Source organism: Absiella sp. AM29-15 (genome assembly GCF_003434225.1).
GTDB lineage: Bacteria > Bacillota_I > Bacilli_A > Erysipelotrichales > Erysipelotrichaceae > Hoskinsella > Hoskinsella hominis.
Genome location: NZ_QVFL01000005.1, coordinates 1 through 16,812 on the forward strand (window position 1 = coordinate 1; position 16,812 = coordinate 16,812).

At 34.1% G+C, this 16,812-nt stretch carries 19 protein-coding genes; 12 read left to right on the top strand and 7 right to left on the bottom strand.

Going from position 1 to position 16,812, the window contains the following annotated elements; genetic code table 11:
- Positions 1–288 precede the first annotated feature (288 nt).
- On the top strand, positions 289–1,062 hold the full coding sequence (locus tag DW761_RS06305; protein WP_199483692.1) for a bifunctional 4-hydroxy-2-oxoglutarate aldolase/2-dehydro-3-deoxy-phosphogluconate aldolase: 774 nt from the start codon (positions 289–291) through the stop codon (positions 1,060–1,062).
- A gap of 4 nt (positions 1,063–1,066) precedes the next feature.
- Positions 1,067–2,086 (top strand): sugar kinase, encoded by a 1,020-nt coding sequence (locus DW761_RS06310; protein WP_117516903.1) that lies wholly within the window; start codon positions 1,067–1,069, stop codon positions 2,084–2,086.
- An 80-nt stretch (positions 2,087–2,166) separates the two neighbouring features.
- On the opposite strand, the gene DW761_RS06315 is transcribed toward DW761_RS06310, so the two are convergent.
- Complete coding sequence (locus DW761_RS06315) at positions 2,167–3,291, bottom strand: GntR family transcriptional regulator (RefSeq protein WP_117454315.1); 1,125 nt, start codon at positions 3,289–3,291, stop codon at positions 2,167–2,169.
- Between the two features lie 57 nt (positions 3,292–3,348).
- Positions 3,349–4,503, bottom strand: a complete 1,155-nt coding sequence (locus tag DW761_RS06320) for an iron-containing alcohol dehydrogenase (protein WP_117454316.1) — start codon at positions 4,501–4,503, stop codon at positions 3,349–3,351.
- A 193-nt stretch (positions 4,504–4,696) separates the two neighbouring features.
- On the opposite strand from DW761_RS06320, the gene ilvD reads away from it, so the two are divergent.
- The 8 genes from ilvD (at position 4,697) to DW761_RS06360 (ending at position 12,914) form a co-directional block, all read left to right on the top strand.
- Positions 4,697–6,418, top strand: coding sequence for a dihydroxy-acid dehydratase (gene ilvD / locus DW761_RS06325; RefSeq protein WP_117454394.1), 1,722 nt, complete (start codon positions 4,697–4,699; stop codon positions 6,416–6,418).
- A 79-nt stretch (positions 6,419–6,497) separates the two neighbouring features.
- Positions 6,498–8,453 (top strand): BglG family transcription antiterminator, encoded by a 1,956-nt coding sequence (locus DW761_RS06330; protein WP_117516905.1) that lies wholly within the window; start codon positions 6,498–6,500, stop codon positions 8,451–8,453.
- 14 nt (positions 8,454–8,467) lie between these two features.
- Positions 8,468–8,911 (top strand): PTS sugar transporter subunit IIA, encoded by a 444-nt coding sequence (locus tag DW761_RS06335; protein WP_199485601.1) that lies wholly within the window; start codon positions 8,468–8,470, stop codon positions 8,909–8,911.
- 16 nt (positions 8,912–8,927) lie between these two features.
- Positions 8,928–9,242 carry a PTS fructose transporter subunit IIB gene (locus DW761_RS06340; protein WP_117454319.1) on the top strand — a complete coding sequence of 105 codons (315 nt, stop codon included), beginning with the start codon at positions 8,928–8,930 and terminating at the stop codon, positions 9,240–9,242.
- Between the two features lie 18 nt (positions 9,243–9,260).
- A complete protein-coding gene (locus DW761_RS06345; protein WP_117454320.1) occupies positions 9,261–10,358 on the top strand; it encodes a PTS fructose transporter subunit IIC in 1,098 nt (365 codons plus the stop codon).
- A 39-nt stretch (positions 10,359–10,397) separates the two neighbouring features.
- Positions 10,398–11,261 carry a ketose-bisphosphate aldolase gene (locus tag DW761_RS06350; protein ID WP_117516909.1) on the top strand — a complete coding sequence of 288 codons (864 nt, stop codon included), beginning with the start codon at positions 10,398–10,400 and terminating at the stop codon, positions 11,259–11,261.
- A gap of 13 nt (positions 11,262–11,274) precedes the next feature.
- A complete protein-coding gene (locus DW761_RS06355) occupies positions 11,275–12,450 on the top strand; it encodes an iron-containing alcohol dehydrogenase (RefSeq protein WP_117516911.1) in 1,176 nt (391 codons plus the stop codon).
- Positions 12,451–12,665: 215 nt separating this feature from the next.
- Positions 12,666–12,914, top strand: a complete 249-nt coding sequence (locus DW761_RS06360) for an AAA family ATPase (protein ID WP_117516913.1) — start codon at positions 12,666–12,668, stop codon at positions 12,912–12,914.
- A gap of 121 nt (positions 12,915–13,035) precedes the next feature.
- Here DW761_RS06360 and DW761_RS06365 read toward each other — a convergent pair whose 3' ends face one another.
- Both DW761_RS06365 and DW761_RS06370 read right to left on the bottom strand, forming a co-directional pair.
- Positions 13,036–14,253, bottom strand: a complete 1,218-nt coding sequence (locus tag DW761_RS06365) for a tyrosine-type recombinase/integrase (protein WP_117516915.1) — start codon at positions 14,251–14,253, stop codon at positions 13,036–13,038.
- An 81-nt stretch (positions 14,254–14,334) separates the two neighbouring features.
- Positions 14,335–14,538, bottom strand: coding sequence for an excisionase (locus DW761_RS06370; protein ID WP_000814511.1), 204 nt, complete (start codon positions 14,536–14,538; stop codon positions 14,335–14,337).
- Here DW761_RS06370 and DW761_RS21380 point away from each other — a divergent pair.
- A complete protein-coding gene (locus DW761_RS21380) occupies positions 14,522–14,773 on the top strand; it encodes a hypothetical protein (RefSeq protein ID WP_001845478.1) in 252 nt (83 codons plus the stop codon). The genes DW761_RS06370 and DW761_RS21380 overlap by 17 nt on opposite strands.
- Positions 14,774–14,998: 225 nt before the next feature.
- Here the strand turns inward: DW761_RS21380 and DW761_RS06380 are convergent, their stop codons facing one another.
- Entirely contained in the window at positions 14,999–15,229 is a 231-nt protein-coding gene (locus DW761_RS06380) for a helix-turn-helix domain-containing protein (RefSeq protein WP_000857133.1), read from the bottom strand.
- Positions 15,226–15,648 (bottom strand): sigma-70 family RNA polymerase sigma factor, encoded by a 423-nt coding sequence (locus DW761_RS06385; protein WP_000804885.1) that lies wholly within the window; start codon positions 15,646–15,648, stop codon positions 15,226–15,228. Before DW761_RS06385 ends, DW761_RS06380 begins: the two co-directional genes overlap by 4 nt.
- A 504-nt stretch (positions 15,649–16,152) precedes the next feature.
- On the opposite strand from DW761_RS06385, the gene DW761_RS06395 reads away from it, so the two are divergent.
- The gene (locus DW761_RS06395; protein ID WP_001227347.1) at positions 16,153–16,506 is read left to right on the top strand and encodes a helix-turn-helix transcriptional regulator; all 354 of its coding nucleotides are present in this window, start codon (positions 16,153–16,155) and stop codon (positions 16,504–16,506) included.
- Between the two features lie 59 nt (positions 16,507–16,565).
- On the opposite strand, the gene DW761_RS06400 is transcribed toward DW761_RS06395, so the two are convergent.
- Positions 16,566–16,733, bottom strand: coding sequence for a cysteine-rich KTR domain-containing protein (locus tag DW761_RS06400; protein ID WP_000336323.1), 168 nt, complete (start codon positions 16,731–16,733; stop codon positions 16,566–16,568).
- Positions 16,734–16,812: the final 79 nt, after the last annotated feature.

Here is a 16,812-nt window from a genome sequence, read left to right on the forward strand (position 1 = left end):
AAGATTTACACTGGTTTTTTTTTAATTGTCCTTGACAAAGGGTACACTTTAAAAAGTCATTTTCATAAAATCAGCTCCTTTTATACCTAAAGTTTATCATTTATATTTGAAGTAGAATATATTAACTATGGCATTAAAATCTGGTAAATTTTTAAAACAATAATAAATTAAAAATTTACCAATAAAAAGAACCAGTTTCTTTTAGCTACAAGCACTATTAAAATGATAAGTTAAAGATGGAAAGGAATAAATAATGTTATTAAAATAACGTTATGAAAGGGATTGATTATGGATATTTTTGAAAAAATACATCGATTAGGTATACTGCCGGTTGTCGTTTTAGATGATGTAAAAGATGCAGCACCTTTGGCGATTGCTTTATGTGAAGGAGGACTTCCAGCGGCTGAAGTAACTTATCGTACAGCTTATGCTCATGATGTCATCCAAGAAATGAAAAAAGTAAAACCAGATATGTTGGTAGGAGCAGGAACTGTTTTAAGTATTGAGCAAGTTGATTCTGCGATTGATGCTGGTGCAGAGTTTATAGTTTCACCTGGCTTTAACCCCTCAGTTGTAGCTTATTGTATAAAAAAAGGAGTGCCAGTGATTCCAGGAACAGCAACACCAAGTGATATCGAAAAAGCGTTGTCCATGGGACTATCAAATGTGAAATTTTTTCCTTCTGAAATAAATGGCGGGGTAAAAGCAATTCAAGCATTAGGAGCGCCCTATGTTGATGTGAAATTTTTACCTACAGGGGGAGTATCAGAAAAAAGCTTACTAGATTATATGAAATGTAAGCGGGTATTGGCGTGTGGTGGAACATGGATGGTGAAGAAAGAATGGATAAAAAATGGTGATTTTAAAGCAATAGAAGATTGTACAAAAAAAGCAGTTTTTACGATGTTAAATCTTCAAATAAAAGGTTTATCAAATGATAAAAAATATTTAAAGATTACAACACCATCCATCGATAGAGCGTTATATCACTTAGCAAATATGGGAATAGCATTCAAAGATTATGTAAATGATAAATATCATATTGTTTTAAAGGAGGAGTAGTACTATGAAAGTTATCACATTTGGAGAAATCATGTTGCGATTAGCACCGCATGGCTATTATCGTTTTACCCAGGCAAACGACTTTGAGGCAAGCTTTGGTGGTGGAGAAGCCAATGTCGCAGTATCACTTGCCAATTTTGGACTGGATGTGGCTTTTGTCACAAAACTGCCTGCGCATGATGTCGGGCAGTGTGCTATTAATGATCTAAGAAAATATGGTGTTGATACTTCTATGATTACCCGTGGTGGGGATCGTGTTGGTATCTATTATTTAGAGAAAGGTGCCAGCCAACGTGCATCACAAGTCATTTATGATCGTGCACATTCTGCCATCGCAGAAGCAATACCAGAAGATTTTAACTGGTCAAAGATTTTTGAAGGTGTGGATTGGTTTCACTTTACAGGGATCACACCAGCATTAAGTGATACTGTTGCTAAAATCACATTAGAAGCATGTAAAGCCGCCAAAGAAGAAGGCGTTATGATTTCTTGTGATCTAAACTTCCGTAAAAAATTGTGGACAAGTGAAAAAGCTGGAGAAATCATGGGAGAACTAATGCAGTATGTCGATGTATGTATCGCGAATGAAGAAGATGCTGAAAAAGTATTTGGTATCAAGGCAAACAATACAGATATCACAAGTGGTCAGTTAAATCATGAAGGATATATCGATGTCGCAAAACAATTAACGACACGTTTTGGATGTAAAGCAGTAGCCATCACCTTACGTGAAAGCATTTCCGCATCCGATAACAATTGGGCAGCGATGTTGTATACAAATGATCAAGCTTGCTTCTCAAAGAAATATCCTGTACATATTGTTGATCGTGTTGGTTGTGGAGATTCCTTTGGCGCAGGCTTAATCTATAGCATGTTAATGAAGAAACAGCCACAGGATACAATTGAATTTGCGGTCGCGGCTAGCTGTTTAAAACACAGTATTGAAGGTGATTATAATCGTGTCAGTGTAAAAGAAGTAGAAACACTTACAAGTGGAGATGGTTCAGGTAGAGTGCAACGATAATAATAGGAGAAACAAATTCTAAAAACTAAGAAAGTTTGATAAAAAGCCACAGTAACATATTAGTTAATGTGGCTTTTTAGTTAATTTATTTCTATAATAGACTCTCTTTCAATTAATTGAATAGGAATTAATATTTTAATTGGTAAAGATTGATAATAATTCATTTGTTGAAGTAATGTAAAGACGGAAGCGGATCCCATAATTGATACATTAATTTCTATTGAAGATAATCTAGGATAGATTAATTTAGATTGCTCTGAATTATCATAACCTATGATACTTATATCTTTAGGAACATTTAAGCCAGCTTGCTGAATAGCTTGCATAGCCCCTAAAGCTAATCGATCATTAAATGCAAAGACAGCAGTAGGAAGTTGATTTGCTGTTTGTAAAAAGTTTTTCATAACTTTAAAACCATCGTCAAATTCCCATGAGTTTTCACCTAGAATATAGGATGATTGAATTGGAATATTAAATTCTCTTAATGCAGAAAGACTTCCTCTTAGTCGTTCTTTATTTGTTGTGTAATTTTCTTCACCTTTAATAATTGCGATTTTTTTATGTCCTTTTTTTATCAATTCTTTACATGCTTGATATGCTCCTTGAAAATTATCTGATAATACAGAAGGCATTTCAGGATGAAAAGAGTTAATTAAAACAGCAGGTATTTTCTTCTCTATTGCATAGGAAAGATGCTGTTTGCTTACATTACTTACAAAGAAAACACCAGAAAACCTTCTGCTACTTAGTATTTTCTCTAAATCGTCATCTTCATCTAAAGTTAAATAGATGAGTGAAAAACCCAACTTTTGACATTCTTCTTGAATAACATAGAATAATTGAGAATAAAAAGGCTGCCGTATTCGATCACTGTTTTGAGCATTACGGGGAAGAAAAAATGCAATTTCTTTATCATATATGCTTGTTTTTGGTAAAGGATCTGGTATATTTTCTGATTCTTTTGTAGGAAATATGGTTGTATCATTTAAGTCTTTTACAACAGTTCCCTTTCCAGCTTTTTTTTCAACTAAGCTTTCATTTACCAGAACCTGTAGCGCTTTTCTTACAGTTGTTCTATCAACATTGTAAGTTTCACCTATTTCTCGCTCTGAAGGAAGTAGACTTCCTGGTGGATAGGTGCCATCAAAAATTTTTTCTTTGAGTTTTTTTGCCGTCATATCGTAAAGAAATACCTTTTTAGGCATAAAATCCCCCCTTGCTTTTTGCTTTTACATTATATCACGCTTTTTTGTCCTAAACAATTACTTGCTTTTATCACAAGCCATACGGAAGGCATCAAAGATTAATTGTTCGTTCAAAGGTTTAGGATTACATGTAATATGACCAGTTGTACGTTTCACTATGTCAATGATTTCATCTATTGTAGGACTGTTCTTTATATAAGGTGTTAAACAATTAGGTGCATCAATGGCGGCACGAATCTCTTTTACGCGTTGAATAGCGTTCATTGCATTTTTTTGATTAGATGCAGTAGAATCATAAACATGAAGGGCCTCTGCTATTTTGGCATATTTCTTTGTTGCATAAGGTAAATTAAGTTCCATTGCAATAGGTAAGAAAATAGAACAAGCATCCCCATGAGGAATATGATAAATAGCGCCAAGTGGCTGAGCCATAATATGAGCGATGCCTATACCAGCTGTTATAGCACATCCCCCTAAATAGCTGGCAAGCATCATTCCACCGCGTGCTTCTAAATTATCTGGTTTGTGATATGCTTTTTCCAAATACTGATTAATCAGTTCAATTGATTTTAAACCAAACATTTCAGTCATTGGAGATGCATTCAATGATACATAGGATTCAATAGCGTGGCTTAAGGCATCCATACCTGTTGCTGCTGTTAGTCTTTTTGGTAGACCTAAAGTTAAATTTGGATCTAATATGACGATATCGGCAATCATTGATGTGTGATATAAACTTTTTTTCAAACCATTATCATTATTTGTAACAACACTTGTTTTTGTTGCTTCTGCACCTGTTCCAGAAGTTGTAGGAATGGCAATAAATAAAGGTGGTTCTTTTTTTACTTCTTTACCATGCATCTGATAATCATCAACATTACCTTCATTTACTGCCAGCATACCAACAGTTTTAGCAGTGTCAATTACGCTACCTCCACCGATAGCAATGGTACAATCACAATTTTCAAGTTTAAAAAGATCACGACCTTCATGAATGATATGCATATCAGGTTCTTTACCTACTTTATAAAAACTAATTGATGCAATACCTTCTTCTTCAAGCAATGATTTGACTTTGTTATATACATGCTCACCTTCTGGATAAACAGCACAAAACGCTTTTTTACACCCATACCATTTTATAAGTTTTCCTACTTCATTGATCTTATTTTCTCCAAAAATAAGTTGACGGTTGTTAACTAATTCAAACATAATATATCCTCCTGTTTTGATATCCACTTTAAAAACCAACATGTTGTTTTCAAAAACAAGGATAATGCATACATGTTTAAATGTCAATAGTGAATTTAAAATAAAACATGTTGTATTTTAAATGTTGACAACTGGTTTCCTTAATGATATGTTTGAAATAAAGAAGCGTAAAGCGAAAGGAGAAAAAAGTAATATGCAATTTAAAAGTCAAACAATAAGGGCAATTGCCCCTGAAATGGATCCATTGAGAATTGGAATGGGGTGGACACTGGAAGATTTAGATAAACCACAGATTATGATAGAAAGCACATATGGACAAAGTCATCCCGGAAGTGCACATCTAAATTGGTTCGTAGAAGAAGCGGCATCAGGAATCAAAGAAAATGGCGGAAAAGAAGCACGATATTATGTAACAGATATTTGCGATGGAATGGCACAAGGACATGATGGCATCAATTATTCTTTACCAAGTCGTGACATGATAGCGAATATGATAGAAATACATGGAAATGCGACAACTTTTGATGCAGGGGTTTTTATTGCAAGTTGTGATAAAAGTATGCCAGCAATTTTGATGGGAATTGGAAGGCTAAATATTCCAAGTATCGTGATAACAGGGGGCGTTATGGAAGCTGGGCCTAATTTATTAACGTTAGAACAAATAGGCATGTATAGCGCTCAATATGAAAGAAATGAGATAACGAAAGAACAATTAGATTATTATAAACACCATGCTTGTCCTACATGTGGTGCATGCTCATTTATGGGAACAGCAAGTACTATGCAAATCATGGCTGAAGCATTAGGACTTATGATACCGGGTAGTGCATTAATGCCTGCAACAAGTCATGAATTAAAAGATATGGCTCATAAAGCAGGTATGCTTGCAGTAGAATTAGCGAAAAAAGGCATGAAAGCAAGCGATATTGTAACAAAAAGAAGTTTTGAAAATGCGATAATGGTGCATGCAGCAATCTCAGGATCAACTAATTCATTACTGCATTTACCTTCAATAGCAAAGGAATTTGGGATTCAGTTAGAAGCAGATGATTTTGATCGAATTCATCGAAATGCTCATTATTTATTGGATATTCGTCCAGCGGGGAAATGGCCAGCACAATTTTTCTATTATGCAGGTGGTGTACCTAGGGTAATGGAAGAAATTAGATCTATGCTTTATTTAGACGAAAAAACAGTTACTGGTAAAACAATTGGAGAAAATTTAGATGACTTAAAAGCTTCAGGATTTTATGAAAAATCTGAGTCTTATTTAGATAAATGGGGAATAAAAGCGATTGATGTGATTCGTCCATTTGATAATCCAATTGGTAAAAATGGAACTATTGCAATATTAAAGGGAAATTTAGCACCTGAAGGGGCAGTGGTAAAACATTCAGCTGTGGCAAAAGAGATGTTTCATGCGACACTATATGCAAAACCGTTTGATTGTGAAGAAGATGCAATATATGCTATTTTACATCATGAAATACATCCCAATGATGCAGTAATCATTCGTTATGAAGGACCAAAAGGAAGTGGAATGCCTGAAATGTTTTACACAACGGAAGCAATTTCTTCTGATGAAGAATTAAATAAATCAATTGCTCTAATTACAGATGGGCGTTTCTCAGGAGCTAGTAAAGGACCAGCGATTGGACATGTTTCACCAGAAGCAGCTGAGGGTGGACCAATCGCATTAATTGAAGAAGGCGATTTAATACGGTTTGATATAGAAAAAAGAGAAATTAATATCATTGGCTTTAAAGGTGAAGAAAAAAGCGATGAAGAAGTTAAAAAAGAACTTAAAAGAAGGAAAGAACTTTGGATACCTAAAAAACCAAAATATACAACAGGTGTTATATCATTGTATTCTAAACATGCAGTTTCGCCTATGAAAGGTGGATATATGGAATAAAAAAGTACCGTTATTAAATACCACATGTTTTTATTTGTAAAACTTACAATTACTATAAAATATAGTCAGGAGGTAAAACATGACACAGAAAGTTGATAGTAATAACAGAAAAATTTTGGAGTTACTTCTTAATACTGAAACGGTAACAGTGGCATGGTTATCTCAGGAAATAGGGATCTCCGAAAAAAGCGTTAGAACGAAAATCGATATTGTAGATGTATTCTTACAAGAAAATGGTTTAGGCACGATTCAGAAAAAAAGACATTTCGGTATTTGGTTAGAAGCAAATGAAGAACAAAGGTTTCAAATACATCAAATTATACAAAAAGATCAAGATGTAGAGACGAAAGTAGGTAAAGATCAACGTGTATACAATGTATTAAGAGTTCTTTTGAAAAATGCGGATAAAGCTTATATTAGTACAAAGGCTTTATCTGATCGATTATATTTGAGTTTACCAACTACTCTAAAAGTTGTTCAAGAAGTTAAAGAATGGCTATCTAAATACCATGTTCGTATGATTAGTAATCGCAATTTAGGATTAACCTTAGCTTTTGAAGAGGTTGATTATCGATTGGCAGTTAGAAACTTTATTTCAAAATATGCTGCAGCAAATTATCAAGAAGAACTAACATTTATTTGCCCTGGAATTGATGTAACTGTGATAACAGAGATTATTTTGCAAAGTGAACGTAAATGGAATTTTGAATTTGCTGAAGACTCATTCCAAGATGTAGCAATATATATTTCCTTAGCCCTTCATCGAAATGCATTTCAATCTATGCCAGTATTCAAGCAACACGACATAGAGCAATTGCAAGAACATACAGAATATGAATTCGCAAAATATGTATTGGATAGTGTATTTACACATTTTCATCAAGTTGCTATAGAGGAGGATATTGCTTTTCTTACTATACAATTATTATGTTCTAGATTAACAGATATTGGAGATATTACAGACACACAAAAGTTCTTCTTTGAGTTTAATACAAAAGTTGAAGATTTTGTACATAAGATTATGGAAGTCTTAAGCGATGTTTTGGATATGGATTTAATGAAAGATGAAACATTATTTACAGCATTAAAATTACATTTAAAACCATGTTTATTTCGATTGAAATATAAACGTGAATCTGGATCCCGGATGACAGCATATCTGAAAAAAGAATTTCCTGATACATTCCGTGTGGTATGGATTGTAAGTATGTTGATAGAGGAATATTTCGATTTGAAAATTACTGAAGATGAATTGAGTTACATTGTAATTTATATTCAGGCGGCGATAGATAGAAATGCTGAAAATATCAATACAGTTTTGGTTTCTTCTAGTGGTTTTGGAATCAATATGATGTTAAAAGAAAAAATTATGCGAACATTTCCTAAAATTAACATCATAGATATTATTACTGTTCATGAGTTTCGATTTAAAAAATATAAAAATGTTGAGATGATCTTGACTCTTTCAAATCTTGAAAACGAAAGCAGAGCTGTAGAAATTGATGGATTATTATCAGAAAGTAGTATGAAAGCTATTAATACAAAGTTATTAGAAATTAATAGAAAAAAAGAAGAACAAGTTCATTTTGATAAAATTTGTCATCAATTATTTGATCCAGATTTAATATTTACTCGCGTCAAAGGAAAAAGTAAAAAAGAAGTATTACGACAAGTACATAAGCAATTAGTGAAAAAAGGATATGCGAAAGAGAACTTCTTAATGACTTTATTAGACAGAGAAGAAAAAACTCCAACTTCTATAGGGAATGGAGTCGCTATACCACATGGTTCACAAACTGAAATTTATATTTCAAAAGTATGTTTTGTGACATTAGAGACTCCCATCCAATGGGATGTTAAAGAAAAAGTAGATTTTATTGCAGTCTTAGTCTTAAAAGCTGATTGTGATATAGAAATCAGAAAAATGCGTTCGTTTTATAAGTCATTTTTAGAGCTGGTAGATACAAGAGAACGTGTTGAAAATCTTGTAGCACTACAAAGTCCTATGGACTTTTATAAGTGCCTGATTCAATAGGAGGAATGGGTAGTATGAAAATTTCAGATGTAATGGACGAATCAAGGATTGATTTAAAACTAAAAGGGAAAACAAAAGATGAAATCATTGAAGAAATGGTTGATTTATTTGACAGAAGCGGCGTTTTGTGTGATAGAGAACAATTTAAAAAAGATGTTTACTTTAGAGAATCTGAGGGTGTAACTGGAATGGGTGATGGCTTAGCTATACCACATGGAAAGTCTAAAGGTGTTGAGAAAACATGTATCGCTATTGGAAGATCACAAACGCCAATTGAATGGGAGTCTCTTGATGATAAACCAATTAAAGTATTCGTTATGATGGCAGTTAAAGATACAGATAAATCAGAGTTAGTATCACTGCTTTCACAAATAGCTATTGCACTATGTGATGAAAATGTTACAAAAAAATTATTTGTAACAGAAAGTCCTAGTGAAGTAATAGATTTATTTAAATAGGAAGGGAGGTGCCAAGATGAAGATTGTTGGTGTAGCAGCATGTACTGCAGGAATTGCGCATACTTACATGGCCAAAGAAAAACTTATGAAAGGAGCAAAGGCCCGTGGGCATGAAGTGAAAGTTGAAACTCAGGGAACAATAGGTATAGAAGACGAGTTAACAGAAGAAGACATTAGAAATGCAGATGTTGTGATTTTAGCAGTAGATGTGAAAATTTCAGGTGAGGAACGGTTTAAAGGAAAGCCCCTTATCAGAGTAGGTACAAATACTGTTTTGAAAAATCCAGTAGGTTTAATTGAAAAAGTGGAGAAAGCTTTAGCTAAAAAATAAAGCGGGAGAGGAAGAAATATGGAAAAGACAAGAAAAAAATTTGAGATTAAAAAGCATATTCTAACAGGAATCAGCTACATGATTCCATTGGTAGTAGCAGCCGGTCTTTGTATGGCATTAGGGCAGGTTATCGATTCAGATGTTCGTAATTCAACTGCAGGTATTGGGTATTATTTGTATCAAGCTGGTAGCTTTGGTATGTCAGCTGTAGTTCCAGTAATTACAGCAGGTGTAGCTTATTCCATTGGTGATAGACCAGGAATTGCTCCAGGTTTGATTATTGGTTTTATCTGTTCAGCAATTAAAGCAGGATTTATTGGTGGTTTAGTTGGCGGTTTCTTAGTGGGTTATTTGGTATTAGCATGTAAAAAATATATTCGCGTACCAAAAGCTATTCAGGGATTAATGCCAATTATGATTATTCCTGTTTTAGTAACTGCAGTTAGTGCAATCTTAATGTATACATTGTTAGGACAACCATTTGTTTGGTTAATGAATGTCTTAACTGAGTGGATTACTGGTTTACAATCAGGAAGTAAATTTGTATTCGGTGCTGTTTTAGGTGGTATGGCTTGTTTCGATTTTGGAGGCCCTGTGAACAAAACAATGTCAACGTTCGTTAATGGTTTGATGATTGATGGTGTTATTGGCCCTGAATCAGTTAAATTCGTTGGTTCAATGATTCCACCATTTGGTATTGCAATTTCATGCTTATTAACAAGAAATAAATATACAAAAGCAGAAAAAGAACAATTAAAAGCAGCAGTTCCAATGGGCATTTGTATGATTACTGAAGGTGTTATACCTATTGCAGCTCGTGATTTATTCCGCGTAGTATTTGCATGCGTTTGCGGTTCAGCTGTAGCTGGTGGATTATGCATGGTTTGGGGTACAGGATCTCCAATTCCACATGGTGGAATGTTAACAGTTCCTTTATTTACGAATCCTATGATGTTCTGTGTGGCATTAGCTATTGGTTCTATAATTACTGGTGTTATTTTATCATTAATTAAAAAACCTGTAACTGAAGAAGATGAAATCGCTGATTTAAACGATATTGATTTTGGTGCGAATACAGATATTAATGATGATGAAATAAAGATTGAAAATATTTAATGGATAGATAACGGGAAGAATCGTGAAGGAGAAGATGATATGTTATTAACAATGAAAGAATTACTAGATGTAGCACATGAAAATGGTTTTGCAGTAGGAGCATATAATGCAACAGAAAGCTGTTTGTTTCGCGCGGTTGTAGAGGAAGCAGAACGTTTAAATGCACCAGCTATTATTCAAGTTTCACCAGGTGAATTTAATTTTGCTACACCTGAATTTTATGAATATGTGAGAATGCGTTTAGCGAACAGTAAAGTACCATTTGCCTTACATTTAGATCATGGAAAAACATTAGAGGAAATCATGAGAGCTATTAAAGCAGGTTTTACATCTGTAATGATTGATGGATCTATGTTGACATATGAAGAAAATGTAGCATTAAGTAAAAAAGTAACAGAATTAGCTCATGCAGCAAATGTTACTGTTGAAGGTGAAATCGGAACAATCGGAGCAATTGGAAATTCAGATGAAGGTGGCGTAGATAACATTACATATACTGATCCAAATGAAGTTGTAGATTTTGTCACAAAAACAGGCGTTGATTGTTTAGCAATTGCCATTGGAACTGCACATGGCATTTATCCAAAAGGATATGTTCCAAAATTACAATTAGAATTATTGAAAGAAATTAAGAAAGTTGCGCCTGTACCATTGGTATTACATGGTGGAAGTAATAATCCTGATGATGAAATTGCTGAATCTTGTAGAATCGGTATTTCTAAAATTAATATTTCAAGCGATTTTAAGAGTGCATATTTTGCTAAAGTAAGAGAGGTTTTGGATACAACAGGAGGATTTGTGCCTGCAAAAGTATTAGATCCAGCCATTCAAGAAGCCAAAAAGGTTATAGCACAAAAAATGGAATTATTCAGTTCCATTGATAAGGCAAAACTTTATTGGTAATTGAGGATAAAATATGGATAGATTTGAATTCTACGCTCCTACTAAAGTGTATTTTGGAAAGAAACAAGAAACAAAAGTAGGAAAAATATTAGAAAAAAGTTGTTATAAAAAAGTACTAGTACATTATGGAGGTAATAGTGCTAAAAAAAGTGGTTTATTAGACATTGTATGTAATTCATTAAAAGAACACAACGTTGATTATGTTACGTTAGGAGGAGTTGTATCCAATCCAGTATTATCTAAAGTAAGAGAAGGTATTTCAATATGTAAGGAAGAAAATATTGATTTTATTCTAGCTGTAGGTGGAGGAAGTGTTCTTGATTCCGCTAAAGCAATTGGATATGGCGTTATGAATGAAGGGGATGTATGGGATTATTATTTAGGCAAGAAAGAGCCAAAAGCATGTTTACCTGTTGGTGTTGTATTAACTATAGCTGCAACAGGAAGTGAAATGAGTAATTCTAGTGTGATCACAAATGAAGAAGGTGGCTATAAACGTGCATTAAACCATGAATTAGGTATTTGCAAGTTTGCTATACTTAATCCAGAATTGACATACACATTACCTAATTATCAAACAGAAAGTGGTTGTACCGATATTCTGATGCATACAATGGAAAGATATTTTAATAAAGTGAAAACATTAGAATTAAATGATCAATTTGCAGAAAGTTTGATGCGAGTAGTCATTATGAATGCTAAAATACTGAAAGATCATCCTAATGATTATGATGCACGAGCTGAGGTAATGTGGGCTGCAAGTTTATCTCATAATGACATAACAGGCAGCAGGACATATGGCGATTGGGCTTGTCATCAATTGGAACATGAATTAGGTGGGATGTTCCAGGTTGCACATGGAGCAGGATTAGCAGCAATTTGGGTAAGTTGGGCAAGATATGTATATCAAGAAAAACCTGAACGATTTGCTAGATACGCTAGAAATGTTTGGGATATTCATGAAGCTGATGATATAAAGGCTGCTTTGGCTGGAATTGATGCTACCGAAAAATTCTTTAAAGAAATTGACATGCCAATTAATCTTCATGAACTTTTAAATAGAGATATTACTGATAAGGAAATCAAAGAGCTTTCATATAAATGTAGTTTTGAAGAAAATCGTACAATTGGAAAGTTTAAAGTGCTAACCATTGAAGATATGGAAAAGATTTATATGATGGCGAAATAAGGGATAGAAAATTTTCAATATACAAAAAGTGCTTATTTTTTAACTAAAGCACTTTTTTTGGCAGGTAATTAAAATTGAATTTTTATCTTATCACGATGAATCATGAAATAAAAGTGTGTGACTTTTTTTGGAAGAAAATATTAGTATACAAAGACCTAATAAAGTGTTAAAATGAAGTTGCACTTCATAATTGTATGAAAAAGGAGGCGCTTTTTATGTATCAAAGAGCTATAAAAAAACAGGTAGAAATTGCATTAAATAATTATCCTGTTGTCATTATTACAGGAGCAAGACAAGTTGGAAAGTCAACTCTTGCATATGAATTTGTAAAAGAAAAAAACTTCGATTATGTATCATTAGATAACATTGATCAAAGAAAAATAGCGATAAAAGATCCTAAATATTTCTTACAAACAAAGTATAAATTTCTAATTATCTTTTTATATTTTCTTAAATGCTCGTAAAGCCTTATTCTATGTGCTTTCGAGTATTTTTACTGTAGGAAGATACTTCACGTTTCTTTGCATATTTCCTCATGTCTTAGCTGTCAGAAGTGGTAAATAAGTAGTAAATTCATTTGTACTACTAAGCAACAAGACGCTCCTGTTGCTTCTCTTTATTCAAGCGTTTCATTTCTGCCATTGCAGAATCGAATGTTGCATGTGCGTAATAGTTCAGCGTCATGGCTATATTAGCATGTCCCATAATGTACTGTAATGCCTTTGGATTCATTCCTGCATTTGCATAGTTGGTACAGAATGTATGTCGCAAACTATGTGGAGTGATGTGTGGCAATTTATCCTCGTTATACTTATTGTATTTCTTAACAAGACCTTTCATCATGCCGTTGTAATCACTTGCCACTTTTGGATAGTTCTTTCTATTAAGAAAGAGGAAATCACTATATCCATCAATCTCAACACGCTTATCATTCTTTCGATTCGCTAACACTCGCTTAAATGCTTGATAGGCTTCTTCAACCATAGGAACTTGACGTTCGCCACTTTTGGTCTTTGGTGTTTCAATGTAGTACCCAATTTCAGTATCTCTCAATAGCTGATGGTCTATATTGACAAGACGATTCTCAAAATCTAAATCTGGAAGTGTCAAACCACCAAACTCTGAAATACGAAGACCTGTTTTTAAGAGTATCAGAATTTCATCATAATTTTTGCTGTAGGTTTTATCAGCTTTTGCAAAGGCTAACAGTTTTTCTTCCTGTTCTTCTGTTAGTACGGTCTTAGGGACAGTATCATCATCAAGAACTGCTTTCAGTTGAAAGTCAAATGGATTCTTCCGAACACAATCATCTTGTATAGCAATATAGAATGAAGCCTTTAAAGAACGTTTGTAGTTATTGATGGTTTGATAAGCATAACCATTTTCACTCATTCTAATAGCCCATTCTTTAGCGTCTGATGGCTTAATACTGTCAATACTTCTTACACCTAACTTGTCTTTCTTCAAAATATCCATAAGATATTTGCGTCCAGTTTCAGTGTTTTTTCTAACCTTTGGTCTTTGAGCGTTCTGTTTTGCGTAAAGCTGGCAGAGTGTCATTTTCTTTCCTACAACATCAATACCATCATGAATGTCTTTCTCTAACTCTGCGATTTTCTCTCTAAGTGAGATACAATCACGCTTTCCTGCTGGTACTCGGTCTGTAGCCACAAGTTTCCACGAGTAAACAAATTGCGGTTCTCCAAATGAATCTATATATTTGTATAAGTATCTTCCGTCTTTTCGTTGGCTCTCTCCAGTCTTTAAGATTCGACCTTTATTGTCACGTCTTTTTTCTGACATGGCATTTGCTCCTTTCCTTTATGGAAAGAGCCTTGATACGACTTAATACTATTTTATCATATACAAGACCCTTTGGCGACGCTAGATTGCGTCCAATGTATCTATAATTTTTTCAAATTGTTTTCGTTTAATCTGAATACGATTGCCATTCATAATCAGCCAATTTGCATTTTTATTTTCCTCTGCCAAGCGTCGTAGCTTGTTTTCGCCAATACGAAAATATTTTGACGCTTCTTCAATGGTTAGGGTATAACGTTCCCAAATAGGAATGTCAGTCTGCTTCATAAAATCCTCCTTTCCAAATCACTTATTTGGATTTCATAAAAGTTGTTTTACCAGCAATCGAACAGCTTTAGCAAAGCTCACGGGAGTTCCACCCCTGCATGGTTCTCATGTAGCCATACTCATTGCCTGCGACGGTTTTATCACGCTCGGACTATTGACTGTATGGGAGTATCATTATCACGATAAGAATGTCGTTGCAGGCAATCCTGCTAAAGATTGCTTCTCGGATCACTAACATGAATCGCTCGCTATCTTTATAAGATAGGTCATGGCGGTTAGTTCCGTTGGCTCTTTTCTTATCGAAACGTATTCGATTACTTTTATTCAGTTTTCAAAGAACAATGGCTCGTTAGCCTATCAAAACACATTGAAAGCTCAATATGCTTTGGTGGAATAACAAACCTCCCTGTTCGGGAAGCGTGGAATGGTTTAGCACGCTTCCACGAAAGGAGAGAGGATATTACTTAATTTCAAATGACAAAATCTTTGTAATCAGTCTGGTTTCCATTCTTCCACGTAAGACTTCATCAACGACCATACTTTGATTGCCATATTCATCTTTCATAAGTCGTAGGGAACGCTTCGTTATGTACCCTCTGTAATGATGTAGAATCTGGTTAATCGCTTCGGTATCGCCATCTGTTGCCTTTACAATGAGAGGAAAGGGAATCATAGGATATTGTGTTTTCATTCTTCAAATTCCTCCATAAACTTTTTAATTAAGGCTAGTCCACTGGTTCTATGCCGATAGACAGTAGAACGGTTCAATTTCAACAGGTCTGCAATTTCTGAATCGCTCATGTCCATAAAGTAAAACAGCAGTAGAATTTCACGTTTCTTGTCTGGCAACTCACGTAATGCTTCACTCAACAAATCATTTTCAACGCCTACTGATAACCCATTGAGTGTAAAAATCTGAAAGTCAGTTGAATAGTTATCTGTTGTCGCAAACTGGCTAACAAGATAATCGCCAACATCCGAAAAGGACACCTCACGCTTTGCAATCCTTGAAAGATAAAGCATATAATTCTTTCGCTCGTCTTCCATAGCACGTTTACAGATATAGTCAAACTGATTTTCTATTGTGGTCTGAAAAGAAGATGGTTTCATGTTTCTCACCCCCTTTCTGTCTAGGAAAGGAAGTGAGCCTTGCTCGTTTATCTCCTTTCACTCTTAGTCCCAATGTGAAAGGGGGATTTGTTGCATTACTGATAAATAAACTTTGTAAAAAAGTTCTGAATAGCCAAAAAAGCATATAAACAGATTTATTTCTCTGTTTACATGCTTCTGTTATTCTATCTATATGATTTATAAAACCACATTGGTGGACGTACTTATCTATTGCAGATAGACGACTTTTTTTGACAAGAACCCAATGTAAGGAAATTTATTGTATATGATGTACTTCATGGCGACGTTGACCTCCAACAAACCGCCATTTGGAAGTAATATACAATATTTTAACAGCGTAAATAGCACTACCATATAACGGTTTTTTTTATTGGCGTTTAGTAGTGCTTTTTATTAAATATAAACCTATAAACCATATAACACGTTTTTCTATACCTGTTTTTAATTCAGTAGGAACAATAAAATGTATAGAGGTGGTCTACTATGCGTAAAAAAGAAGATAAATATGATTTTAGAGCCTTTGGTTTAGCCATTAAAGAAGCTCGATTGAAACGAGGTTTAACTCGTGAACAAGTGGGAGCATTGATTGAAATTGACCCACGGTACTTAACTAATATTGAAAATAAAGGGCAACACCCCAGCATACAAGTTCTTTATGACCTTGTATCGTTACTTCATGTTTCCGTTGATGAATTTTTCTTACCTGCTAATAACTTGGTAAAAAGCACCCGACGATTACAGATAGAGAAATACATGGATAGCTTTACAGACAAAGAACTATCCTTAATGGAATCTTTAGCCAGCGGTATCAACGAAGCAAGAAACATCGAAGACTAATTAAAAGAATCCATACATAACGGAAAGAGCCGATAAAATGAGATTGTATTAATCTCATTTTATCGGCTCTGCGTCTTTGCGTCTGGCTCTGTAATCACAGTTACTTTGAACTGCTTTATTTCAATTAAATTTTCTTGTCTGCATTTCGGACAATAGAGGGGGAATTTTTTTAATTCAGTATCTTCCCTTATCTTTAATCGTGTTTTATTTCCACATACAGGACACAATATCCACTTGTAGTTTATAATAACTATCTCCTCCTTTACACTTTAATTCAAATCTTTATTAAAAAATATTTCATCTTAT